This window comes from Pseudomonas putida NBRC 14164 (genome assembly GCF_000412675.1).
Taxonomy (GTDB): Bacteria; Pseudomonadota; Gammaproteobacteria; order Pseudomonadales; family Pseudomonadaceae; genus Aquipseudomonas; species Aquipseudomonas putida.
In genome coordinates this window covers 3,920,318-3,944,841 of sequence record NC_021505.1, presented here as the reverse complement: position 1 = coordinate 3,944,841, position 24,524 = coordinate 3,920,318, and the positions used below count along the sequence as shown (strand labels likewise).

Sequence of the window (24,524 nt, the reverse complement as noted above, 5' to 3'; positions counted from 1 at the left end):
TGGTAGCGGTGCCTCATGTAGCAGTGTTTCGGGGGAGGGTGAAGTGGAAGCTGGCGCCCTGGTCGATCTGGCCTTCGGCCCAGACCCGGCCGTCATGGCGCTCGATGATGCGGCGCACGCTTGCCAGGCCAATCCCTGTGCCCTCGAAATCTTCCATGCGGTGCAGGCGCTGGAATACGCCGAACAGCTTGTTGGCATAGGCCATGTCGAAGCCCACGCCATTGTCGCGGATGCAGATCTCGGTTTCGCCAGGATGCTCCACGGCACTGATGCCGATGTGGGCAGGCGTACGGCCACGTGTGTACTTGATGGCATTGGCGATCAGGTTGTGCAAGGCCATGTTGATGAACGCCGGGTCGCCGATCACCTTGGGCAGCGGGGCGATGTCCCAAACGATTGCGCGGCCTTCGTAATCGGGGGCCAGTTCGCTGCGAATGGCCTCGACCAGCGCGTTAAGGTCTACGTCGGACAGGCGCAAGGCAGAGCGGCCCATCTGCGAGAAGTTGAGCAGGTTGTCGACCAGGCTGCCGGCAAAGTGCGCGGCTTCACCAATGTGCTGCAAGAACCGCTTGCCGCGCTCGGTCAAGCCCTGGCCTTCCATTTCACCCAGCAGTTCGGTATAGCCGGCGATGTGCCGCAGAGGCGCGCGCAGGTCGTGGGAAACACTGTAGGAAAACGCTTCGAGCTCCTTGTTCGAACGGCGCAAGTCACCCGCCAGCTGTGCCAGTTCTTCGGCTTTGCGCAGGACTATGCCAAGCACGGCGGTGCGCAGTTCCAGCACGCCGTCGATCACTAACGGGTCCCAAGGCTCGCTATAGCCGCGCAGCTCTTCCTGCCAGCGTTCGAAACTGTGCCGTGGGTCGAGGTTGCCCTGCGGCCCGACCTGCTTGGTCGGCTGGCCCGCCCAGTTCACCGTGCGCACCTGTTCGGGCCGGAACCACAGCAGGTAGTGCGAATGGATCTGCGAGATGGCCACCGCCAGCACACCACCGGCGTGGGTGGCCAGCTCGGGCAGGTCAATGATGTCGCGGCGCACGTTGTCACTGTGGAACACCGTGTCTTCGCCGCGCTGGCCAAGCCAGTGCACCAGCGCGGTCACCTGGGCTTCAGGCGGGGTCTGGCCGATCAGGTCACAGCGTTCGGCCGAGATAACTGCGGCGCCTTGGGCGCCGGCAAAGGCCAGCAACACCTGGGGCAGGTCGCGCAGGCCGTCACTGACGCTGTCGTGGTCGGCCATGGACGAGATCATGCGCACGATGTGTTGGCGCAACGCCAGCAGCTTGCGCGTGCTGGCGTGGGACTCGCGGGACTCGATCTGCAGCGACAGCACACTGGCCAGCAACTCGCAGGCCGTGCGGGTACGCAGGTCCACCGCACGTGGCTGTTGGTGGTGGCAGGAAATCAGCCCCCACAGCTCACCGTCGACCACGATCGACAGCGACATCGAAGCGAGTGTGCCCATATTGCGCATGTACTGCAGGTGCACCGGCGACACACTGCGCAGTGCGGCAAAACTCATGTCCAGTGCCTTGCCGGTGCGCGGGTTGATGACCGGTAGCAGGGGCGAGGGCTGGTAGTTGGCATCCTCGATCACGCGGATGCGGTTGACCCGGTACAGTTCGCGCGCCTGGCGCGGGATGTCTGCAGCCGGGAAGCACAGGCCCAGGTAAGCGGGGTAGCCTGGGTCGGCGGACTCGGCCAGCACCTGGCCGTTGCCCTCGGCATCGAAACGGTACGCCTTGACCCGGCCAAAACCGGTGATGCGCTTGAGCTGCAGCACCGTTTGCTGCAGCAGGTCTTCGAGGCTGCTGGCCAGTTGCAGGCTGCCGACAAAGCTGCGCACGAGCGGGTAATAGTCACCTTGCCCGGTCAGTTCCGGCGACAGCCGAGGGGGTTCGAATTCGGCAATCAGTACTTCGTCGTGGCCGTGCACCAGCAAATGCAGCGGGGTGCTGTACGGCGCACTTTGGCGCAAGCGCACGTCACCGATGTGGAAGGGGAAGACCTCATCTTCGGGCAGCCTTGCGAGCTGCGCGTGCAGGTCAAAACCGTCGCTGACCAGGCTGGCGAAGGGGCAACCGATCAGTTCACGGGCTGGCAAGCCCAGCCAGTGCTCGACGTTTTCACTGGCCTGCAGCACGCACAGGTCGGTGGCGTCCAGCACCAGCAGGAAACCGTGGGGCTGGATGCTGCTCGGCACGTGGATCGGTTCCCGGGCACAGCGCTCCATGGCTTCTGCCAGCGTGGTGTCTGCAGTCATCAATGAAAACGCTCCTGTCATGTCCGTCCATGTATGGCATTGGCGCCCGGCGCTGGAGGAACGTGCTTTACCCTACCAGAAACCGGGCACATTTACCGGCCCTCGGCCATTGGAGACACGGAGGTGGCCTGGGGTTCTGCGCCGTTCCGGCTTTTTTTAACGGGGCGCTATCGCTTTATCGCTAATACCAAAAAACGGCCTGGGGCCACCACGGTTGCACTGCCTCGCTGCTACGCTCTGTTCAGGACGTTTCGACAAGGATAAAAAGGTGACGGAGCGCTTAATGGCCGCGTTGTTGGGCCTGTTGTTCAGCGGCAGTACCGTGGCAGCGGATTTTCTCGTGGAAGTGCGTGTGCTGGTGCAGCGCGGTTGCATGCTGGTCAACCAGACCCGCGACGCGGGAGCCCAGGCCCTCGGACGCATTGATCTGGGCACGGCGGCACGCCTGGACGGCCCCGGCGCACCGTTGAGCGGCGTTCTGCTAAGCCAGCGCCCACCGCGCCTTGAGTGCAACCCGGACACCCCTTATCAGGTGCGCGTCGATGGCGGCCAGCATGGTGGCGTCGGCGAGCTGCGCTACCTGGCCAGCGACGACCACACGGCTAGGCCCATCCCTTATCGCTTGTACCGCGACGCAGCCTGGCGTGAGCCTCTGGCGGTAGGGGTCGCCCAGTCGGCAAGGGTACCGAGCAGCGGCTCGGTCGAGCTGCCGTTGTACGCTCGCATCGACAAACTGGCCTGGGTGCCGAATGCAGGGGTTTACGCCGACCTGCTCAAAGTCACGGTCACCTGGTAGGGACGCCACCATGCACAAGGACGCCACGCCATGAACCGCACTTCGATCCTGTTGCTTACCCTGGGCCCGTTGCTGGTTCCTGGTGGTGCGGCGCATGGCAGCACCACCGGCTTCATCCAGGCGCGGTTGGTGATCAGCGCAGCCTGCCAGATCAGCAGCGACGACACGCAACCGGCTGTGCTGGGCAACCCGGGGCTGCTGGACTTTGGCGAGCGTGGCCCGAACTGGGACCAGCCGCTGCGCAGCCGGGTTGACGAAGCGGGCGGCGCGGGCTCCCTGCAGATCAGCTGCACGCCCGAAGTAAGGGCCTTCAATGTGCGGATCAATGGCGGCCTGAATGGCGACGACGGCGTGCGCCGGCTGAGCAACGGCCGGGAACTGATCCCTTATCAGCTGGCGGTCGACCCGGGCGGCAACAGCCGCTACGCCATCGGCCAGGCGCGTGCCTTCACCATCAACAGCACCCAGCAAGTACCGATCCCCATTTACGGTGTGGTGGTGGCGCAACCGCGCGCACTGCCGGCCGGGCTTTACCGCGACACCCTCAGAGTGACCCTGGACTGGTAACTACGCAAGGAGACCCCGATGCGAACGAACCTTTCATGCTGCATGCTCGCAGGCCTGGGCCTGGCCTTGGCTTCCCAGGCCCAGGCTGCCACGGTGACCGGCAGCATCAATTCGACCCTGACGCTGATCTCGGCGTGCCAGGTAAATGGGAGTTCTGGCACGTCGGGGCTCAACTTCGGTGCCTTGAACTTCGGTACCCAGGATGCCTTGTTCGTCACTGCCAATGCCCAGGTGCTGGGAGGCGGGGGCGGTGCCATGAGTATCTTGTGTTCGGCGGGTACGGTGCCTGCGATCAAAGTGCGCGCAGGCCTGCATGACGGCCAGTCGAGCGGTGGCACGCGTGCGCTCGCCGATGGTTCCGGCAACTTTGTGCCGTATGACCTGTACACCGACACCGGGCGCACGACGCTGCTGGCCATCGATGGCACCATCACCCTGCCGACCAGCACTGGCGTGGCCCAGACCGTCAACCTTTACGGCAAGGCCGTGGGCAAGGCGGGCCTGCCTGCAGGGGTCTACAGCGACACGATTTCGGTCGAACTGTCGTTCTGAGCCATGCGCGGCTGGCTGGCTGGTGGGCTGACCGGAATCGGCATGCTGTTGGCTGCCCCGTTGGGGGCGGTGACCACCAGTACCTTCACGGTAACGGCGCAGATTGTCGCCGGGTGCCTGGTGGTGGGCGGTGTCACCAGTTACGGCACGCTCGATTATGGCTCGCAGTCGGCACTGTCCAAAGCGTTGCTCAGCACCTCGCTGGGTGGCTCGACAGTGACCTTCCAGTGCACGCCGGGCGTGGCCATGAGCATGAGCGTGGACGGCGGGCAGAACAGTGCCAGTGGCACACGCAACCTGAAACGTACCAGCGGCACGCAAGTGCTGGCTTACCAGTTATACCGGGACGCGGCGTACAGCCAGGTCTTGGGGATCGGCCAGAGCGTGGCCGTGAGCTATTCCGACCCGACGGCGATCAAGCTGCCGGTGTACGGGCGAGTCCAGCTGACCGGCGTGCTGCCGGCAGGGACCTACACCGATGTGGTGCAAGTGACGGTGACCTGGTGAAGGCCAGCGCACCAAAGACAAGTGTCTAAGGAGAGCTGCATGCGGGCAGGCGCGAAGTGGGCGCGTGGATTGATCGGATTGTTGTGGCTGGCAAGCCTGCCGGCCGGGGCGGCCACCTCGGTGCTGATCTGGCCGATCGACCCGGTGCTGGAGGCCGACCAGAAGGCCGGTGCACTGTGGCTGGAAAACCGCGGCACTGAGCCGGCCAATTTGCAGGTACGGGTATTCGCCTGGCGCCAGGGTGATTACCAGGAACAGTTCCAGGCGCAGCGCGAGATCATCGGCAGCCCGCCGGTGGCCAACATTGCCCCCGGGCAGAAGCAGCTGATCCGCTTGACCCGTACCGGCCCTTCACCTGCCGGCCAGGAGCAGGCCTACCGCATCATCATCGACGAGATCCCGCCCGCCATCCCGGTCGACAAGGCCGAGCCCGGCGCTACTGCGGCCATCCGTTTGCAGATGCGTTATTCGGTGCCGCTGTTCGTCTATGGCGAGGGGCTGTTGGGCAAGGCCGACCCTGAAGGCAAACGCAATGCCGAAGGTGTGGGCATGCCGCAGCTCAGCTGGCGGCCGGTGACGGTGCAGGGCAAACCTTACGTGGAAATGCGCAACACAGGCCCCGTGCATGCGCGGCTGACCGATGTGGTGGTGCAGCAAGGCAGCCAGAGCAAGCCACTGGCTGAAGGCCTGCTGGGTTATGTGTTGCCGGGCGCCAGCATGCGCTGGCCTGCTCCCGTCGCCTCCACCAGCGGCAGCGTGCTGAAGGGCAGGGTCAACGGCCAGAGCGCGGCGGACGCCATCCGCCAGGGCCAATGAGTCAACGACTGTATGCAGTGCAGGGGCCAGGGAGGACCCGGCAATGGTTGGAAACCGTGTGTGAAATGGCTCTCGGCGACGACGTGCCGCTGGTGCCTGGGGCTGGTCATGACCAGCCCTGTGCTGGCGCTGGCCGACGACCTGCCCCCGCCGCCCACGGAGATGTCCGCCATCGCCGACGCTACCCTGTACCTGGACCTGGTGGTGAACCAGATGCCCAGGGCTGAACTGGTGCCGGTGCAGCAGCGGGCCGGGCAGTTGTACCTGGGCAGCGACGTGTTGCGGGCAGCCGGTATCTCGTTGCCGGGCAATCCCCAGGGCGAGGTGGCCCTGGAAAGCTTCACGGGGCTGCACGCCGACTACGACAGCCAGAACCAGCGCCTGCTGCTGCAGGTGCCGCCGGCCTGGTTGCCAGACCAGCAAGTGGGTGATCGCAACCTGTACCCGGCCAGCGATGCGCGCAGCAGTTTCGGCGCCTTGTTCAACTATGACCTGTATCTGAACGACACCGATGAGGGCGGCACCTACCTGGCCGCCTGGAACGAGCTGCGCCTGTTCGACAGTTGGGGGACGTTCTCCAGTACCGGGCAATGGCGCCAGTCATTCAATGGCGCACAGGCGGACGATACCCGCCAGGGCTTCATGCGTTACGACACCACCTGGCGCTTCACCGACGAGCAGCGCCTGCTCACCTACGAAGCCGGTGACTTCGTGACCGGTGCCTTGCCCTGGAGCAGTTCGGTGCGGGTGGGCGGCCTGCAAGTGTCACGCGACTTCGCTGCACGCCCCGATTTGGTCACTTACCCGTTACCGGCGTTCGCCGGCGAAGCCGCGGTGCCGACCTCGCTCGACCTGTTCATCAACGGTTTCAAGTCCAGCACCACCGAGCTGCAGCCTGGGCCGTACACCCTGACCAACGTGCCGTTCATCAACGGCGCCGGGGAGGCGGTGGTGGTCACCACTGATGCCCTTGGCCGGCAGGTGTCGACCACCTTGCCGTTCTATGTCACCAGCAGCCTGCTGCAGAAGGGCCTGTCCGACTACTCGGTGGCCGCCGGTAGCCTGCGCCGTGATTACGCGGTGCGCGATTTCAGCTATGGGCCCGGGGTTGCCTCGGGCAGCCTGCGCTATGGCCTCAGCGACATGTTCACCCTGGAAACCCACGCCGAAACTGCCGAATCGCTGATGCTGGGCGGCTTGGGCGGGAACATGCGCCTGGGCAACTTCGGCGTGCTCAACGCCGCCCTGGCGCAAAGCCGGTTCGACGGCGACAAGGGCCACCAGGTCGCCCTGGGTTACCAGTACAACAGCCAGCGCATCGGCTTCAGTTACCAGCGCCTGCAACGCCACGGCGACTACGCCGACCTGACCCGGGTGGACTCCCCGGACATGCAACTGAGCAAAAGCAGCGAACAGGTCACGCTTAGCCTCAACCTGAACGAATACGGCAGCATCGGTGCCGGTTACTTCGATGTGCGCGCCGGTGATGGCACGCGTACCCGGCTGATCAACCTGAGCTACAGCAGGCCGCTATGGGGCAGCAGCAGTGTGTACCTGTCTGCCAACCGTGAAGTGGGTGACAGCCAGTGGGCCGTGCAGGCGCAACTGGTGATCCCGTTCGACCTGCACGGCACCCTGGCCCTGGGCATGGAGCGCAGCAAGGAAGGCGAGAGCCTGCAAAGGGTCAACTACAGCCACGCCGTGCCGGTAGGTGGCGGTGTTGGTTACAACCTGGGCTATGCCGCAGGCAGCGACCGCGATGCCTACCGCCAGGCCGACGTCACCTGGCGCTTGCAGTCGGTGCAGTTGCAGGCCGGTGTGTATGGCAGCAGCGGCGCGATGACCCGCTGGGCCGACGCCAGTGGCTCGCTGGTGTGGATGGATGCCGGCGTATTCGCCGCCAACCGCATCGACGATGCCTTCGTGGTGGTCAGTACCGGTGGTTACGCCGATGTGCCGGTGCGCTACGAAAACCAGGATGTCGGCCGCACGGATGCCAAGGGGCACTTGCTGGTGCCGTACAGCAGTGGCTATTACCGCGGCAAGTACGAGATCGACCCCATGGACCTGCCGCCGGACATCCTTGCAGGGGACGTGGAGCAGCGTGTGGCCGTGCGCCGGGGTAGCGGCTACTTGCTGGAGTTCCCGCTCAAACGCGTAATGGCGGCCAGCATCGAACTGGTGGATGGCAACCAGCAAGTGCTCAAGCTGGGCAGCCGTGTCACTCATGAAGAAAGTGGCAGCCAGGCCGTGGTGGGCTGGGATGGCCTGGTGTATCTGGAAAACCTGGCGGCCCACAACCGCCTGCTGGTGGAGCTGGAGGGTGGTGGGCATTGCGAGGTGGCGTTCGATCTGCCTGAGGCCCAAGGCTCGATCCCCTTGGTCGGCCCCTTGGTGTGCAAATGACGGCCGGGTGGGGCGTGGTATGGGCGTGCACCGTGCTGCTTTGTGCGGGCCCGGCCTGGGCCAAGTGCACGTCAGTGGCGACTTCGGCAGCGGCATTTGGCTCGCTCAACTCGACCCAGGTACGAACCACGGTGCAGACGGCTTCCAGTGCCAACTCGGGTTTGCAGTGCAACGGCTCGGTGCTTAGTGTGCTGAGTAGTACCGATTCATTCGTGGTGAAGATCACCTCGGCCACCAACGGCCTGGTAGGGCCCACCGGAGATGTCATCCCTTACACGCTGTATGCTGACGCCACCACTACCTATCCGATCACGCGCGGTACGGGCTTCGAATTCAGGACCACCGGCATCCTCGACTTGCTGGGGCTGCTCAACGGTACGCCCAAAGCCGTGCCGATCTACATGCGCACTCTGATCAACGCCAACGTTGCGGCGGGGCTGTATCAGGAAACCCTCAATGTCGAGTGGACCTGGAAGTACTGCGATGGGATTGGGTTAGGCGGCATCTGTATCGGGACTGACCAAGGCACGGGCACCAAGCCGCTGACGGTGACCCTGACGGTGACCAACGATTGCCAGATCACCACACCCAACATCAGCTTCGCCAGTGCGCCTGTGGTGGCAGGGTTTGGCACGGTGAGCCAGGGCATAAACGTGTCGTGCACCAAGGGCAGCAACTACACGGTGGGGCTGGATGACGGGCAGAACGTGTCGGGCGGGCGGCGACGGATGAAGTCGTCGGCCAACAACTACCTGGCCTATGACATTTTCAAGAGTGCAGGGGTGGTGCGTTGGGGGGCATCGGGGGCTGCCAGGCGTTCCAGCACGGATGCCGACGTAAACCCCGGTGCGGGTACCGGCACGGGTAGCCAGGTGTTCAACTACAACGCCAAGGTCTATACCGACCAGGCTACGCCGCCGGCAGCAACCTACTCTGACAGCGTGATACTGGATGTGCAGTTTTGACTGAACCCCATCCCATCCATGGTCCCCTGTAGGAGCGGCCTTGTGTCGCGATAGGGCTGCGCAGCAGCCCCAAGATGGCAGACCCAGCACAGATTGCCGGGGCCGCCACGCAGCCCATCGCGACACACGGCCGCTCCTACAGGGGCCGGGTGAGGCAGGGCTCAGCGCAAATCGTCCGCCATTTTTGACAGGGTCTCCAGCACCGCCCCCGCCAGCGCCTTCGAACGTGCACCCGACCATCCGGTAACCGGATCGGGCGCGTCGTCATGGTCCTTGAACGGCATCTCCAGCGTCAGCGACAGGCAGTCATGGGCCATGCCCACGGCATTGCAGGCCAGCGTGGTATTCGCCTGTCCCGGCTGGTCACGGGTATAGCCATGCACGGTCTGGAAGTCGCGGGTCACGCTGCACAAAGTGCTGCGGAATTGCTCTTCGAGTTTTGCCAGCCGCGGCGTGTAACCCGGGTTACCCTCGCAGGCGGCGGTGAACACGTGCGGAATCTCTTCGTCACCATGCACGTCGATGAACGCATCCACGCCGTACTGCTTCATCTGCGCCTGGGCGAAGAACACCTCCGGGGTCAGCTCGACGCTGGCGTCCTGCCAGGCGCGGTTGAGGTCCTTGCCCTTGTAGTTGGTGCGCAGGTGGCCGAGGAAGGCGCCGTCGGGGTTCATGTTGGGGATCAGGTACAGGTCGGCCTTGGCCAGCAAGCCCTGGATCACCGCGTCGTTGGCTTGCAGGCGGTCGATCACGCCCTCCATGAACCATTCGGCCATGTGCTCGCCCGGGTGTTGCTGGGCAATCAGCCACAGCTTGCGCTTACCTGCGGCGCCATCGCCGGCACGCAGCAGGGGGATGTCGCGGCCCTGCACGCTGCGGCCGCTGGCCAGCAACTCGACTCCCGGCAGTTGCTGCGCGCGTTCGATCAACTGGTTGTGGCGCGCGCGTGGGTAGGGTTCGAAGTAGGCGAACCAGATCTGGTCCTGCTCTGCGTTCACTTCGAACGACAGCGCGGTGCCGTCGAACTGGCTGGGCACACGGAACCAGCTTTGCTGATCGTAGGAGGCCACCGCGTTGTAACCGCTCCAGGCGTTCTTGTACGAAGAGCCAGAGGCGTTGTCGAGGCTGAAGCGATGGACCTGGCCCGGCGTCAGCCCGCTGACCTTGAAATGAAACCACTGATAGTGGCCGCTGTGGGTGTCCGGGCGGATGGCCAGGTGCACCTGGGCCGGGTTGATGGCGTCCAGTACCTGGATGTTGCCGGAATCGAAAGCGCAGTCGATCTGCAGGGGGGATAGCGTCACGGTCATGTGCCGGGCTCCTTTGCGGGCATTGTTGTAGGGGTACTGTACACGGCTTGGCAGGTTCGCTGCCTCTTTAACGCGGTTGTCATGCAGCCATGGCAGCATCCGGGTCCCCCTTCGCACAGGTGAACCTACAGTGCATTCCGGCATGAACCGCAAGCCCTTCATCCTCCGCTCCCGCGACATGCGCAGCGATGACTTTGGTGCTTTGTTCACACAGATGTTCGGCAACCTGTATGCCGACATGCCGCCGCTGGCCGAGGGCATCAGCATTGGCGGCGTGTATGGGCGCTTTGAAGGCATGAGCGTGCGGCGCATGCAGTATGGCGGGGATTTCAGCATCACCCTGCCCACGCCACAGGATGAGATCACCTTCGTGCTGTCCACTGCTGGCAAGATCATCTTCGATCACCGAGGCGAGTCGGTTGGTGGTGCCCAGGTGGGGCTGGCGGTCGACAAACGCGATATTCGCACGGTGCGCTTTGCCGAAAACCATGCCCAGTGCGGCATGTCGATACACCGCGGGTTGTTTGCCGAGCGCCTGTCCCTGTTGTTAGGCCAACCCTTGGCGGCACCGGTGTGTTTTGCCCCGGTGGTGGACCTGGCGTTGCCGGTGTTCCAGGGCATACGCGCGTTGCTGGAAATGGCCACCGGTACGCAGTTCGACCAGCTGATCAATACCGGCGTGCTGATGCCGACCCGCCTGCAGGAAATGATGGTGGATGCGGTGCTGGAGGCCTGGCCGCACAACTATAGCGATGCCCTGCGCAGCCCTGCGCCCGGGTTGGCGCCGCGCCATGTGAAGCTGGCGATGGCGTACCTGCACGAGCACCCGGCGCGTTTGGTCAGTGGCACCGAGCTGGCGGGGTTGGCCAATGTCAGCCTGCGCGCCTTGCAGGATGGCTTCCGCCGTTTTGCTGGTACATCGATTGTCGGGTATCAACGGCAGGTGCGGCTGGAAAGTGCGCGCCAGGTGCTTGCGCGCGGGGAGGGCGGGTCGGTGGCCGAAGTGGCCTTGCGCCATGGTTTTAGCAACGCGGGGCGTTTTGCCCAGTACTTCCAGCAGGCGTTCGGAGTAAGCCCGGCTGAAGTACGGCGCAGTGGTTAGCGCTGCCGGGCACCGACTTTACCTGCGAACACCGGCGCAGCCGGTGCCAGCGGTTACAGGATCAGAACGCGTAGCTGGCCTTGAGGCTGCCGCTCACCCCGTGGCTGTCCCCCCCGCCCATAGCCGCCACTTCGCCGCCGACACTCAATGCACCCAGGTGGGCCATCAGGCTCACCCCGCCAGTGAACTGATCGCGGTTGTCGAATGCCGCACGTTGCTCGATATCCAGCCCCAGCAGATGCCCTTGGCTATCCACCTGCTGATCACCCAGGGCATGCTCGTAACCCACTTCCACTCCCGGCACCAACCGCCAGCTGCCTACCGGAATCGGCGCGAACGACGCCTTGAGGTTGGCCACCGCACTGCGCCGGGTTTCTTTCAGGTCGTCCACTTGCAGGGCCAGTTCGCTGCCTTTCTCGGTGAAGCCGTTCAGGTCGACGTGGCTGACCCGAACGCCAAGGCTTGGCTCCAGCACCACGCCCTGGGTGGGCAGGCGATAACCCAATGCCAGGCTGGCACCCGCCAGGGTGCCGTGGCTGTCACCTTTGGCCGTGCCCAGGCCGCCGCCCAGTTCGCGCTTGCTGGAGTAGTCAAGCCAGCCGCCGCTGATGTCGGCATCGATGAACAGCCCGTGCTCCAGGCTCCCCGGGGCAAAGCGTGCCCCCAGGCTGAGGAAGGTCAGGTCAGTATCGGCCTCGCCACCGGCACCGCCCACATTGCCGCGGTTGTAGCCAAAACCGGCATGGCCGCTGAGCTGTTCGGAGAAGCGCTGGGTCATGCCCACCATCAACCCTTGGCTGTGTTCGTTGCTGCTGGCCGCATGGGCTGAGCCGTCAGTGCCCAGGTAGCCCGCCAGCGCCGTGCTCCACAGGCGCGCCTGGCCGACCTTGAGGTTGCTGGCGTCGGTAAAGGGCGAAGCCGCACGCGTGACCATGGCACCTTGGCGCAACAGGTAGCTGGCGGCATCCGCGTGCACCTGGCCGCCAACCGTCGAGGTCACGCCGCCCAAGGTGCCGGCATCGATGGCCGATTGCAGGTAGTAGTTGTAGGCGCTGTAGCTGCCCGACAGCGGGGTGTCCTGCAGCTCGCGCAACAATTGCGCGCCGGCGGCAGCGTTGCCCAGCAGGCCAGCCTCGCCGGGCAGGGAACCATAGCGCACCATCTTGCCGCGCAGCACGTAGATCGTTTCCTGGCTCAGGCCAAGGCCCTGCTTGAGGTAGTTTTCCATGTTGCCGTAGTCGGCGCTGATTTCATCGAGGCCAGCCTGCAGGTAGCTGGCTTCGACCCCCAGTAACGGTGCATAGATTTCGGCCATGCTCGCCGGCATCGCCGCCAGGGTGGCAGCCACTCGGGCGGCGGTGTAGTCGTTGGTGGCCAGGTAGTTGCTCATGATGGTGGCCTCGTCCACCCCGGCGATGCTCAGCAGCACCGCTGCCGTCCAGCCGGTGCGGTCCTTGCCCGCAGTGCAATGGAACAGCGCCGCGCCATCGGCAGCGGCCAGTTCGTTGAACAGCACGGCAAACTGGCCACGCATGCTGGCGTCATTGACGAAGGCGCGGTTGGTCTCCTGCATCATCGCCCGCGCCTGTTCTGCGCTGCTGAAGGAAATATTGGTGATGTTGGAGCCCGATGTGGTGCTGCCAATGATGTCGATGTTGGTGTAGCTGGCGCCGTCCGGCAGGGTATCGGGGGTGCTGGCTATTTCGCTTGGGGTGCGCAGGTCGTACACATCGCTGATACCCAGGCCATTGAGGGTAGCCAGGTCGGCGGCGGTCGGGGTAAGGGCATTGGAGCGGTAGAACACGCCCGCCCGCATTGTGCCGTCATGGCTGGTGGTGTAGGCACTGGTGGTGCCGGCGATGTCGCGGAAATTGTCCATGCCGGCCAGGCGCGGGGTGTCGAGCGCTTCGGCGGCGTGGGCGGTGGAAATGGCAAGGGTGAGCAGGGACAGGGAGCAGAGCACACGTTGCAGCACGGATCAGGCCTCAGGCAGTGGTTTGGGCTGTCTACTGTCCTGGAGCAATATGAAACTGAATGTTACAGGTTGCGGTGATGTGCAAAAGCTTGCGCGATCTGTCCTGGTTTTGCGTCTTCTGTCCCGGCGACTGGGGCGAAAAGCGCTCCCATCAATCACCCACTGGCTACGACAAGGGTTACTCGCGATCGATATTTTTTGCATATTAGCTTATTACTTTAATCACGTTTATTTATTTAATGCGGCCCGCTACATTCGCAGTTCTTTCAACCTGCAAGGAACTGCGGATGTCTATTCGATCTCGCCTGCTGCTGCTCGCCGCTGCCACACTGCTGGCCACACAGGCATTTGCCAGTGACCGCCTGACCCTGCGCATCGGTGACCAGAAAGGCAATATGCGCGCCCAGCTGGAGGCCGCCGATGCCCTGCGCGACCTGCCTTACGACATCCGCTGGGCAGAATTCCCCGCTGCCGCGCCGTTGGCCGAAGCACTGAATGCCGGCGCGATCGATGCCGGCATCATCGGTGATGCGCCGTTGCTCTTCGTGCTGGCCTCCGGTGCGCCGGTCAAGGCCATTGCCGTGGACAAGTCAGACCCGTATGGCACGGCGCTACTGGTGCGCCCTGATGCTGCGCTGCACAGCGCGGCCGACCTCAAGGGCAAGCGTATCGCCACTGGCCGTGGCTCCATCGGCCATCACCTGGCGCTGAAGGCGCTGGATCAGGTCGGGCTCAGCGAAAAAGACGTGGAGTTCCGCTTTCTCGGCCCGGTCGACGCCAAGATCGCACTGGCCAATGGCTCGGTGGACGCCTGGTCGACCTGGGAACCCTACACCGCGCTGGCAGAGCTGAGCGGCCAGGGCAAGGTGCTGGTCAATGGCCGCGGGCTGTCCAGTGGCAACAGTTTCCTGGCGGCCACCGACAAGGCGCTGGATGACCCGGCGCGCAAGGCCGCATTGCAAGATTACCTGGCCCGCCTGGCCGCCGCCCAGGTCTGGGCGTACCAGCACCTGGACAGCTATTCGCAAACCCTGGCCGCGATCATCGGCTTCCCGCAGGACGCTGCCCGCCTGCAGTTCGAGCGCCGCCAGTTGCGTTGGCAGGGCATCGACGCGAAGACCATCGGCGAACAGCAGGAAACCGCCGACTTCTACCACGCCCACGGCCTGATGAACCAACGCCTGGACGTTGCCCCCACCTTCGCCACGGGCTTTACCGTGCCCGCCACTGGCTCGCTGGCCCAACATTGACCTGGAGACACCCCATGCTGCACCGTAAACGCCTGCGTCACCTGGCCCTGGGCCTGCTGCTCGGTGGCCTGCTGCCGTCGCTTGCCAACGCCGAGCAGACCCTGCGCATCGGTTACCAGAAATCCTCCACCCTGCTGACCCTGCTCAAAGCCCGTGGCACGCTGGAGCAGCGCCTGCAGGCCGAAGGCATTCGCGTCAGCTGGCACGAGTTCCCCAGCGGCCTGCCACTGCTGGAGGCGCTGAACCTGGGCAATGTCGACCTGTCGGCGGACGTGGCCGATACCGTACCGGTGTTCACCCAGGCGGCCGGTGCCAAACTCACCTATTTTGCTCGTGAGGCGCCATCGCCCACGGCCCAGGCCATCCTGGTGCCAGCCAGCTCGCCGCTCAAGACCCTGGCCGACCTCAAGGGCAAGCGGGTGGCGGTGACCAAGGCGGCGGGTAGCCATTACCTGTTGATCCAGGCCCTGGCCAAGGCCGGCCTCAGCTTCAAGGACATCACCCCGGCGTACCTGATCCCGGCCGACGGCCGGGCGGCGTTCGAGAATGGCAAGGTCGATGCCTGGGTCACCTGGGACCCCTACGTGGCGAGCGCCCAGCGCCAGCAGAACGCGCGCGTTCTGGCTGATGGCAGCGAGCTGGCGAGCTACCAACGTTACTACCTGGCCGGCAGCGATTACGCCAAGGCGCACCCTGAAGTGCTGCAGCAGGTGTACCAGGCGCTGCGCGAAATCGGTGCCTGGACCAAAGCCAACCCCGCAGCGGCTGCCCGGGTGCTGGGGCCGCTCTGGGGCAACCTGGACAGCGCCACGGTGCAGCAGGCCAATGGCCGACGCAGCTATGACGTGCAGCCGGTGCAGTTGGACAACCTTGGTGAACAACAACGCATTGCCGATGCCTTCTACCGCGAAGGGTTGCTGCCCAAACCGGTGGATGCGCGAGCGGTGACTGTATTCGAGCCCAGGGCTGCTGACTAAGGATGCCTGAGCCGGCCTCTTCGCGGGTAAACCCGCTCCTACAGTTGATCGCGATGAAAGATCAATACCCGGCTCGCTTCAGATTCATCGCTCGTGCCTGGCCATCCAGCGCAGCAATGCAGCGATCGGCACGCTGCGGTGAGCCTCGTGCCGGTACGGTTTGCCTTCGGCGGTGTAGCGTTCGCGGTAGCGGCTGAGGACCAGGTTGCGACCGTCGGCGGACACCCGAGCCTCCAGTTCGTGCAGCAACAACGGTTGCCGGGCGGCGCCTTCCAGGCGCCGGAACAGCAGCATGGCCGCTTGCGCATCATTCATGGCCGGTTACCTGCGAGCAATTGGCTTGCCACGTTCCGGGCTTGCCTGCCTTGCCTTCTGCTACGAGGTTGTTGCGTTGCTGCGCGGTGTAGTCGCGCAGCGCCAGGTAATAATCGGGCCAGGTTTGCAGCCAGGCCGTCAACGGTAGCGCGGCGGCGCGGCTGTCCACCACATGCCCGGCAGTGGCCACGGTACTGAGGGTGTCGACCGTATCGCTATTGTCGCCGAACGGGTCCACCGCCAGGCTCAACACGCTGCCCGTTGCGTCGCGCAGGTTGTGCGTACCCAACAGCGGCAGTTCGACGGTGGGGCCATTGGCGATGCCCCAAACCCCGAAGGTCTGGCCGAAGTCTGACCTATGCTGGCTCAAGCCCATTTTGCCCGCCACATCGACCACGCCCGCCACACCCAGGGTGGTGTTGAAGATGAAGCGTGTGAGGCTGGTCATCGCCCGTTCGCCATTACCCTGCAGCAGGTCATTGACGAACACCTTGGGCTCGCCAAAGTTGTTGGCAAAGTTATGCACGCCTTGCCGGGCAAAGCCGGGGAGCATGCCATAGCCCCGGGCGACAGGCGCTAGCAGGTAGTCGTCGAGCGTGCGGTTGAAGGCGAATACGGCGCGGTTGGCCGGCTCCAGCGGGTCACTGACCTGATAGGCGAGGTTGCCGCAGGCGCTGGTGGCGTGAGCGCGTTGGCTGCAGGCTCCGGCCGCGAGCAGCGATAACACCAGCGCAGCAGAGCGCGCCGTACGGGAATTGGATGATGAACGGGACATAGGCACATTCCTGGCAAGAACTGGCGGCGATGCTGCGCAATGTTCGTTGCCCGGTAATGTCCGGATCGTCTCGGCACTGACACTTTGTTTCCGGGTTGAAATATATGACGACCACAGGGGCATGGCCTTAAAGTACGGCTTGTTTACCTTGTGTGTGGTGCGTTTTCGTGAGCCATTTGCTGATAGTCGACGATGATGTCGAGGTGCTTGACCTGCTGCAGAAGTTTCTTCGCCAGCATGGTTACGAAGTGGACGTGGCCCAGGATGGCCAGGGGCTGTGGCAGGCGCTTGATCGGCGGGTGCCGGACCTGGTCATCCTCGATGTGATGTTGCCCGGCGACAGCGGCCTGGTGTTGTGCCAGCGGCTGCTGGCCGAACACAAGGTGGCGGTGATCATGCTCACCGCCATGGGCGAGCTGAGCGACCGGGTTGTGGGCCTGGAACTGGGGGCTGACGACTACGTGACCAAGCCGTTTGCTGCCCGTGAACTGCTGGCGCGGGTGAGGGCAGTCTTGCGTCGGGCCGGCGAAAAGGCAGGGGGCACGGCGGGCCACGCCAGTAGCAGCCTTGAGTTTGCCGGCTGGCAGCTGGACGTGGTGCGGCGCGAATTGCGCTCGCCGGACAACGTCATGATCCCCTTGTCCAATGGCGAATTCGAACTGCTGCTGGTGTTTGCCGAACACCCGCGTCGGGTGCTCAGCCGCCAGCAATTGCTGGACATGGCCCGTGGTGATGCCTACGACGCTTATGACCGCAGCATTGACGTGCAAGTAAGCCGGCTGCGCCGCAAGCTTGAAACCGACAATGGGCGTGAGCCCCTGATCCGTACACTGCGCAACGCCGGTTACCTGTTCACCCCCACGGTCGCGAAGCGATGAGCCTGGTTGCCCGGGTTCGCCAGGCCCTGCCGCAGCCCAGAATCACCATTGCCCGATGGATTGCGTTGACCACGCTGACAGCGATGCTGTTCCTGCTGCTGCTCAAGGGGCTGTTCAGCCTGCTGCTGAGTGTGTGGGCGCAACCACCGCTGCTGGAGAGCGGGGTGATCGAGAAGGTTGCAGCGGTGACCCGCATCCTCGATGCCGCGCCGATGGCGCAGCGTGCCAATATCGCCATTGCGGCAGGTGACGGCTCCTATTCCGTGCGATGGTTGCGACGCCATGACGAGGCGGGTGTGCCGGCGTTGGTCGATGCCGAGTTCCGCGAGGGCACGCCTATCCTGCGTGCACTGCTCAAGCGCCCGGATGCCAGGGTCGAGGCGTTCGAGCCGTCCGACATGCCGGAATACACCTCTGAACGTGGCTATGCCTTGATGATCGAGCTGGCCGACAAGTCGTGGGTGCTGTTTCGAGCCACAGACCGCAGCTGGGGCCTGGACGAGCTGCCGCGCAACCTGATCGTCCTGGTGTTGATGCTGGTTTCCAGCCTGGCTGTCGCACTGTCGGCCACACGCTATCTGGCCAAGCCGTTGGAGCGCTTTGCCCAGGGGGTGCGGCGTTTTGGCAAGGACTTCAACGCCCCGCCGATTCCGGTGGTTGGCCCGCACGACCTGCGCCAGGCCATTCTTGCGTTCAATGCCACCCAGGCCCAGCTCAAGCATTACCTGAACGACCGTACCCAGATGCTGGCGGCAATCTCCCACGACTTGCGTGCACCGCTGACGCGCATGCGCTTGCGTGCCGAGTTCATCGACGATGCCCAGCTACAGGCCAAGTTGTTCAAGGACGTGGATGAGATGCAGGCGATGGTCGACGCCGCGTTGGCGTTTTTCCGTGATGATGCGCGGCTGGAGCAGACGACCGTGTTCGACCTGGGCGAGTTGCTGCTCACGGTGGTGGACGATTTCAAGGATGCGGGTGTCGAGGTCGGCCTCAGCGGGCCGCGCCGTTGTGTGTATACAGGGCGGCCGGTGGGTATCAAGCGGGTGTTGGTCAACTTGATCGACAATGCTGCCAAATACGGCCGCGAGCCATCGGTGGTGTTGGCGGTAAGTGCCAGGCACATCGAGATAACCGTGCAAGACCGCGGCCCGGGCATCGCGCCGGCGCTGCAGGAGCAGGTATTTGTGCCGTTTTACCGTATCGAAGGTTCGCGCAATCGGGACACGGGTGGTGTGGGGCTGGGCCTGCCCGCAGCACGGGCCATCGTGCTGGAGCAAGGCGGCAGCCTGACCCTGAGCAACCGCCCCGGTGGCGGTTTGCAAGCCAGGGTAGAGCTGCCGCTGGGTTGATCAGAGGCCCAGTTCGCTGAGCCCGGGGTGGTCATCCGGGCGGCGACCCAGCGGCCAGTGGAACTTGCGTTCGGCTTCGCTGATGGGGTGTTCGTTGATGCTCGAATGCCGGTTCTGCATCAGCCCATCTTCGACAAACTCCCAGTTTTCGTTGCCATAGGCACGAAACCACTGGCCGCTGTCGTCGTGGTACTCGTAGGCATAGCGCACGGCAATGCGATTGCCGGTGAAAGCCCATAGCTCCTTGATCAGGCGGTATTCCAGTTCATGGTTCCATTTACGGGTCAGGAATGCCTCGACCTCGGCACGCCCACGGGGGAACTCGGCGCGGTTACGCCAAACCGTATCAGGGGTATAGGCGAGTGCAACTTTGGCCGGGTTGCGGCCGTTCCAGCCATCTTCGGCCAGGCGGACCTTTTCGATGGCGCTTTCGCGGGTAAAGGGCGGCAGGGGTGGGCGGGACATCGCGGTACTCCTCAGGTCGGTTTACGTGTAGCAGATTAACCGCCGATGCCCGATCAAGAGAACGGATGCGCCAGGCACTTCATAATTGCAGTGCGTGGAACAATGCATGATTTCACGCGTAGTGCAGCCGCGGCTACAGGTGGTCGCAGTCAGACAGTACTGGCTGCGGCCACCCAACCGTCCATCAGTCCCAGGCAGGCGCCAGGCCGTCAGGGCTGACCTCGCGGCCATTGCGTTCCAGCGTGGCGATGCGTGCCATGTCGTCGGTGTCCAGCTTCAGGTCGCGGGCAAGCAGGTTGCTGGCCAGGTTTTCGCGCTTGGTCGAAGACGGTATTACCGCGTAGCCCAGCTGCAGGGCCCAGGCCAGGGCAACCTGGGCGACGGTGGCCTTGTGCTTGGCCGCGATGTCGGCCAGCACCGGGTCTTTCAGGACCTTGCCATAGGCCAGGGTCATGTACGAGGTGACGGTGACGCCTTGCTCCTTGAGAAACGCGGCCAGCTTGCTGTTCTGCAGGTACGGGCTGAGTTCGATCTGGTTGGTGGCAATTTCGCCCTTGCCAACGATTTCGATGGCCTGGCGAGTCAGTGCGATGTTGAAATTGGACACACCAATCTGTCGGGTCAGGCCCAGCTTCTTCGCTTCGGCCAGTGCGGTCATGTATTCCGGCAACTCGACGCCGTTGCCTGGGGCTGGCCAGTGGATCAGCAGCAGGTCGACGTAGTCGGTACGCAGTTTCTTCAGGCTTTCGCGCAGGCTTGGGACCAGCTTGTCCGCCGCGTAGTTGTCGACCCAGATCTTGGTGGTAATGAAAAGCTCGCTGCGCGGTACGCCGCTTTCAGCGATGGCTTGGCCGACTTCCGCTTCATTCTTGTAGATCTGTGCGGTGTCGACGGCCCGATAGCCCAGCTCAAGGGCCGATTTGACCGAGTCGATGACGGTCTGGCCAGTGAGTCGGAAGGTGCCGAGGCCGAAGGAAGGAACGCTCATGGGCTTACTCCTGGGAAATAGGGTTGGATCCTGTGGCAGCCAGTGTGCAGGTTCGCAGGGCAACGAATAACCGGCTGCTGCGTCAAAGTCCTTTGACCAGCGGGCAAGAATCGCGTTTCACCCTGGCCTTCATTACATAAGTAACGCCAGAACGGGGTGAGACCTTGGTCAGCTAACGCTTTTATCAAGCGGACACACTGCCCATGACCCCTTCTGTGATACCTGCCGATTCCATCGATGCGCTGATTGCCAATAATCTGCCTGGTTGGGTAAAGCGCGCTCGCGTCGAACACTTGACACTGTTGCGCGCAGCTTCATTGCGTCAGCAGCGGGCGCAGGAGCAACTCCACGCCAGGTTGCAGGCCCTCAAGCCTCTGGACGAGTTCGCCGAGCCGCTGCTCAAAAGTGCGCTCGCGGCGCGCTCCATCACACAGGTAGACCTACGCCTGGCCCGGGTCAGATGGGTGACCCTGCGGGCAAATCCGCCGATATCGCCTGCTTTGCCAGCTTCCTCGACGCGGGTCGAAAGTACCCAGTCGCTGCTTTCGGCGGCACTGCACAACTTCCACGAAAATGAAACTCGACCGGGCTGGTTCGCCACAGGGTCACAGCTGGTCAATGCCAGTGGAAAGAGGCTGCCAATGAGCGTTGAGGTATTCGCCCAGCTCTGTCGCAGCCTCGATATCGGTCGACATTATCAACGCCATCTGCAATCGCAGCTGCAAACCGAAAGCATGGCAGGTGTGCAGGTCGAGGCCATCATGGACGAGGCATTGAGCGCCAGGCTGGGGCTTGACGCGGTTGTAGCCAGGGTCAAGGGTGAAATTGACGAGTTGACGTATCAGCGTATCCGCCACGTTGTCGAAGCCGCATCAGGGCCTGCCGAGGACACCGTTGTGAGGTGCCACACCCTGAGGCTGCTGGGCAAGAAGATCATTGGCGCACTGGCGATCGAAGTACGTCAGAACGCCCGCCTGGTTGGCGTTATCGCATGGTTGCCTGAGGACCGGTACGCCGCAGTGAGCTGGCATGCCAACTGGGAACTGCTGTACCTGACGCTGGGTGTACGCATGCGTGACGAAGCGTATCGCCAGTTCTTTCAGCGTTTTGTCGCAGAGCGGGATCGCGTCGCTTTCTACACGGCCCTGAACGCGCTGCTGAGGCAGGGCAATACTGTGTTACCGCTCGAGCTGGATGGCCGCTGCTTTGCGGTCGAAGGCGACGTGTTCACCGCGCTGCGCAAAGCGCTGCTCGACAAGATGCTGGATGATGCACGGGTACTGGCGGTATCAACGGAGGATGAGGATATCGCCGACCGCCAGGCCCGTCTGCAAGGCTATCTTGACTTGGGGCTGAGCGTGGCAGGCCTGGCAGCGCTGTTTGTGCCCGGGTTGGGCCAGGCCATGCTCGGGCCCACGGTCGCGCAGTTGGCGGGCGAAGTCTACGAAGGGTACCAAGACTGGCAGCTAGGTGATCGCAACGCTGCCTTGGGCCACCTGTTCAACGTGGCGGAGACGGTGGCTACAGGGGCGTTGACGGCTGCAGGGGCGGTGGGTCTCGGCAAGCTCGCGCAGCGCGTCGCACGCGTGGATGCGCTGGTGCCGGTAAGCCTGGCGGATGGCCAGTTGCGTCTGTGTGATCCGGCTTTGCCAGGCTATCAGCTACCGGGCATCGACCTGCCGCCAGGGCAGGCCATCAATGAAAATGGTCGTTCGCTGAGGCGCCTGCACGATGCCGTGTATGAGGTAAGTGAAGGCGACGATGGGGTATGGCGCATTCATCACCCGTCCAGGCCGGGGGCCTATTTACCAGCACTCGAGCACAATGGTGCCGGGGGATGGGTGCATGAGTTCGAGCAACCGCAGCGCTGGCAGGACGCCGCCTACCTGGTTCACCGGCTTGCCAGCCGCACAGCGGCTGTTTCCGACGAGGCGGCTGCCTTTGGCGTGCAGGTTACAGGTTACGGCGCGGACCAGCTGCGCCGGTTGGTTCTGGAGAGCGCAGCACCACCGGCGCGTTTGCTCGATGCCATCGAGCGCTGGCACCTGCACAATGAGTTTCCGACTCTGCGGGGTGAGGCATTCGAGGCAATATTCAACGAGCGGCAGGTCAACCCGAACGCTGCGGACCAGGTGCTGATGCGTGAATTCCCTGGCCTTTCCCATCGCTGCGCACGAGAAATTGTCGAGCACGCCAACAGTGTCGAGCTCGAGCGCCTGGATGATGCGGGGCGGGTGCCGCTTACCCTGGCGGAGCGAGCACGTTGGGCCGTACGTGACAGCCGGATTGATCGTGCCTTGGCAGGGTTGCGTCAGCCTGCTGCGGTAAATGCTGATACTGAAAAGCTCGCGCAGGGCGGGCTGGGCGATGCCCTTGCCGACCGGGAGGTGGCGGCCCGAATGATTGGGCTGGCCCCGGTGGGGCAAGGCGTTCGCCCGCCTTTGCGGTTGTTCGATGGGCGCTTGGGCTACCCGCTCAGTGGCCACCTGTCGGGGACCCGCCAGGCGCTGCGGCGCACTTTGAATCATGTGTTCCCGCTGATGACCGGTGAAGAGTTGCAGTCGTACCTGCAAGACCTGGCTCGGCGGGGTTTAGAGCCGTGGAGCCATGTCAGCCAACTGTTACACGCCAAGGCCAGCCTCAAGCAGGCACTGCACGCCTGGCGGAGTGAGCCAGGGCTGAACCTGGTTCGCCGCTGGCGCCGGATCAAGGTTGCCAGGCGCATCATGATGAGCGGGCAGCGCGCGACGCCGGGTGATGTAGCGGGTGATTACCACCTGAGCATCGTGGGTGAGCGGGTGGGCAATCTGCCGGCCTTGCCTGAGCATGTGTCTTTCGACCACATCACACACCTCACATTGCGCGATATGCGGGTGACGAGCGTCGAGGCGGGTTTTCTGGTTCGCTTCAGCAACGTGCGTAACCTGGATTTGCGGGGCAACCAGCTGACCCGGCTTCCGGCAGGCATCGAGCAACTGGGCGAGTTGAGAAACCTGCGCCTTGCTGACAACCAGATCGTACTTACCCGCGACGACAACCTGCGCCTCAGCCAGCTCGAGGGGCTACGCCGCCTCGAACTGAACGGTAACCCGGTAGGTTTGCTCCCGCCATTGGCATCGTTCCCGCTGATGCGCCGGTTGTCCTTGCGCAACACCGGGCTGGGCGAATTGCCCGTTGATCTGGCCAGGCACGGCAACCTGGAATTGCTGGACATGCGTGACAACCAGATCCACACGCTGCCTGAGGCACTGTCTGCGCTGCCGCTTCGCTTGTTGCAGGGCCTGGAGCTGCACGACAATCCACTCTCGGATCAGACCGTGCAGCGCCTGCAATTGGCCAGAGCGTCCGCCGGGTCACCTGCACGTCGGCTTGCACATCACCCATCGTCGGGCCCGAGCGCTGCATTACCTTGGCTGTCGGGGTTTTCCACGGCGCAGCGCGAGGCGCGACTGGCGCTCTGGGCCCGCTTGTACCGGGAGGACGGTGCGAGTGATCTGTTCCGGTTCATTTCTGACTTGCAGGGCCTGCGTGAATACCGCGAACAGCCCCGCGACCTTCAGTTGCGGGTATGGCACATCCTTGATGCCTGCGAGCAGCACACTGAAGTGCGTGCGAGCCTGTTCGAGCAAGTTAGCCGGCCGCGCAGTTGCAGTGACGAGTTGCTGCTTACGCTCAGCGAACTGGAGATTGGCGCGATGGTCGCCAGGGCTGGAACAGCGGGCGATGGGTTGCACAAGGAGCGGGCGCTGGTGAGGCTGGGGCGTTCCTTGGCCCGCCTGGACAAAGTCAACGCAATTGCGGCCCGGCATATTGCTGAGCAGCATTCTATCGATCCCGTCGAGGTGTATTTGACCTATCGCGTAAAGCTTGCGGATAGCCTCGACCTCCCTGCGCAGCCTGACAAGCTGATGTACCAGAGTGTCAGCGGGGTGGGCCCTGACGAGCTGGACGCTGCACGCAACGAGGTTCTGCGAGAGGAAACACCACAAGTCTTGGCGCAGGCCCTGGCAGATCGAACCTTCTGGCAGGCCTACCTGCACGAACACCAGGCGGCACGCTTCAGCCAGATGGAGGTGCCTTTCCAGCAGCGCTTGGATACGTTGTTCATGCAATGGAAAACGCTGAGTGACGGCGACTATCTCGCGCAAATCGAGCAAATCTGCGCTGAGCGGGAGGCCGTGCGACACCAGCTTCTGCTGGCGTTGAGCCGCGAGGCAATGCAGCGCCACGGCCTTTAAACGAAACAGCCCGCCGAGGGGCGGGCTGTT

At 63.7% G+C, this 24,524-nt stretch carries 20 protein-coding genes; 13 read left to right on the top strand and 7 right to left on the bottom strand.

All coding sequences use genetic code 11. The annotated features are described in order from the left end of the window. Positions 1 to 13: 13 nt before the first annotated feature. Complete coding sequence (locus PP4_RS17395) at positions 14 to 2,260, bottom strand: ATP-binding protein (RefSeq protein ID WP_016500515.1); 2,247 nt, start codon at positions 2,258 to 2,260, stop codon at positions 14 to 16. A 268-nt stretch (positions 2,261 to 2,528) separates the two neighbouring features. Between PP4_RS17395 and PP4_RS17390 the strand changes: the two genes are divergently transcribed. From PP4_RS17390 to PP4_RS17360, 7 genes are all read left to right on the top strand, one after another. After that, positions 2,529 to 3,056 carry a Csu type fimbrial protein gene (locus PP4_RS17390; protein WP_041167793.1) on the top strand — a complete coding sequence of 176 codons (528 nt, stop codon included), beginning with the start codon at positions 2,529 to 2,531 and terminating at the stop codon, positions 3,054 to 3,056. Between the two features lie 30 nt (positions 3,057 to 3,086). Further along, the gene (locus PP4_RS17385) at positions 3,087 to 3,623 is read left to right on the top strand and encodes a Csu type fimbrial protein (protein ID WP_016500513.1); all 537 of its coding nucleotides are present in this window, start codon (positions 3,087 to 3,089) and stop codon (positions 3,621 to 3,623) included. Between the two features lie 18 nt (positions 3,624 to 3,641). Beyond that, positions 3,642 to 4,175, top strand: a complete 534-nt coding sequence (locus tag PP4_RS17380; RefSeq protein ID WP_016500512.1) for a Csu type fimbrial protein — start codon at positions 3,642 to 3,644, stop codon at positions 4,173 to 4,175. 3 nt (positions 4,176 to 4,178) lie between these two features. After that, a complete protein-coding gene (locus PP4_RS17375) occupies positions 4,179 to 4,682 on the top strand; it encodes a Csu type fimbrial protein (RefSeq protein ID WP_016500511.1) in 504 nt (167 codons plus the stop codon). Between the two features lie 39 nt (positions 4,683 to 4,721). Further along, positions 4,722 to 5,498 (top strand): fimbrial biogenesis chaperone, encoded by a 777-nt coding sequence (locus tag PP4_RS17370; RefSeq protein ID WP_016500510.1) that lies wholly within the window; start codon positions 4,722 to 4,724, stop codon positions 5,496 to 5,498. Between the two features lie 108 nt (positions 5,499 to 5,606). Beyond that, positions 5,607 to 7,904 carry a fimbria/pilus outer membrane usher protein gene (locus PP4_RS17365; protein ID WP_016500509.1) on the top strand — a complete coding sequence of 766 codons (2,298 nt, stop codon included), beginning with the start codon at positions 5,607 to 5,609 and terminating at the stop codon, positions 7,902 to 7,904. After that, complete coding sequence (locus tag PP4_RS17360; protein ID WP_016500508.1) at positions 7,901 to 8,869, top strand: Csu type fimbrial protein; 969 nt, start codon at positions 7,901 to 7,903, stop codon at positions 8,867 to 8,869. The genes PP4_RS17365 and PP4_RS17360 overlap by 4 nt, the downstream gene beginning before the upstream one ends. A gap of 161 nt (positions 8,870 to 9,030) precedes the next feature. On the opposite strand, the gene PP4_RS17355 is transcribed toward PP4_RS17360, so the two are convergent. Beyond that, a complete protein-coding gene (locus PP4_RS17355; protein ID WP_041168096.1) occupies positions 9,031 to 10,179 on the bottom strand; it encodes a M14 family metallopeptidase in 1,149 nt (382 codons plus the stop codon). 142 nt (positions 10,180 to 10,321) lie between these two features. Between PP4_RS17355 and PP4_RS17350 the strand changes: the two genes are divergently transcribed. Beyond that, positions 10,322 to 11,281, top strand: a complete 960-nt coding sequence (locus PP4_RS17350; protein WP_041167792.1) for an AraC family transcriptional regulator — start codon at positions 10,322 to 10,324, stop codon at positions 11,279 to 11,281. Between the two features lie 61 nt (positions 11,282 to 11,342). Here the strand turns inward: PP4_RS17350 and PP4_RS17345 are convergent, their stop codons facing one another. Next, positions 11,343 to 13,256: a tyrosine-protein phosphatase gene (locus tag PP4_RS17345; RefSeq protein ID WP_016500504.1), complete on the bottom strand. Its 1,914-nt coding sequence runs from the start codon at positions 13,254 to 13,256 to the stop codon at positions 11,343 to 11,345. A gap of 287 nt (positions 13,257 to 13,543) precedes the next feature. Between PP4_RS17345 and PP4_RS17340 the strand changes: the two genes are divergently transcribed. Further along, positions 13,544 to 14,506 (top strand): ABC transporter substrate-binding protein, encoded by a 963-nt coding sequence (locus tag PP4_RS17340; protein WP_016500503.1) that lies wholly within the window; start codon positions 13,544 to 13,546, stop codon positions 14,504 to 14,506. A 14-nt stretch (positions 14,507 to 14,520) separates the two neighbouring features. Continuing rightward, positions 14,521 to 15,483, top strand: a complete 963-nt coding sequence (locus PP4_RS17335; protein ID WP_016500502.1) for an aliphatic sulfonate ABC transporter substrate-binding protein — start codon at positions 14,521 to 14,523, stop codon at positions 15,481 to 15,483. A gap of 84 nt (positions 15,484 to 15,567) precedes the next feature. On the opposite strand, the gene PP4_RS17330 is transcribed toward PP4_RS17335, so the two are convergent. Both PP4_RS17330 and PP4_RS17325 read right to left on the bottom strand, forming a co-directional pair. Next, positions 15,568 to 15,798 carry a hypothetical protein gene (locus PP4_RS17330; protein ID WP_016500501.1) on the bottom strand — a complete coding sequence of 77 codons (231 nt, stop codon included), beginning with the start codon at positions 15,796 to 15,798 and terminating at the stop codon, positions 15,568 to 15,570. Further along, entirely contained in the window at positions 15,791 to 16,573 is a 783-nt protein-coding gene (locus PP4_RS17325) for an MlaA family lipoprotein (RefSeq protein ID WP_016500500.1), read from the bottom strand. Before PP4_RS17325 ends, PP4_RS17330 begins: the two co-directional genes overlap by 8 nt. Before the next feature lie 167 nt (positions 16,574 to 16,740). Between PP4_RS17325 and PP4_RS17320 the strand changes: the two genes are divergently transcribed. Continuing rightward, a complete protein-coding gene (locus tag PP4_RS17320; RefSeq protein ID WP_041167791.1) occupies positions 16,741 to 17,451 on the top strand; it encodes a response regulator in 711 nt (236 codons plus the stop codon). Beyond that, entirely contained in the window at positions 17,448 to 18,803 is a 1,356-nt protein-coding gene (locus PP4_RS17315) for an ATP-binding protein (protein WP_016500498.1), read from the top strand. Before PP4_RS17320 ends, PP4_RS17315 begins: the two co-directional genes overlap by 4 nt. Here PP4_RS17315 and PP4_RS17310 read toward each other — a convergent pair whose 3' ends face one another. Continuing rightward, positions 18,804 to 19,268, bottom strand: coding sequence for a nuclear transport factor 2 family protein (locus tag PP4_RS17310; protein WP_016500497.1), 465 nt, complete (start codon positions 19,266 to 19,268; stop codon positions 18,804 to 18,806). A gap of 184 nt (positions 19,269 to 19,452) precedes the next feature. Further along, on the bottom strand, positions 19,453 to 20,256 hold the full coding sequence (gene dkgB, locus PP4_RS17305; RefSeq protein WP_016500496.1) for a 2,5-didehydrogluconate reductase DkgB: 804 nt from the start codon (positions 20,254 to 20,256) through the stop codon (positions 19,453 to 19,455). Positions 20,257 to 20,459: 203 nt separating this feature from the next. Between dkgB and PP4_RS17300 the strand changes: the two genes are divergently transcribed. Next, positions 20,460 to 24,494: an NEL-type E3 ubiquitin ligase domain-containing protein gene (locus PP4_RS17300; RefSeq protein WP_041167790.1), complete on the top strand. Its 4,035-nt coding sequence runs from the start codon at positions 20,460 to 20,462 to the stop codon at positions 24,492 to 24,494. The last annotated feature ends 30 nt before the right edge of the window (positions 24,495 to 24,524 follow it).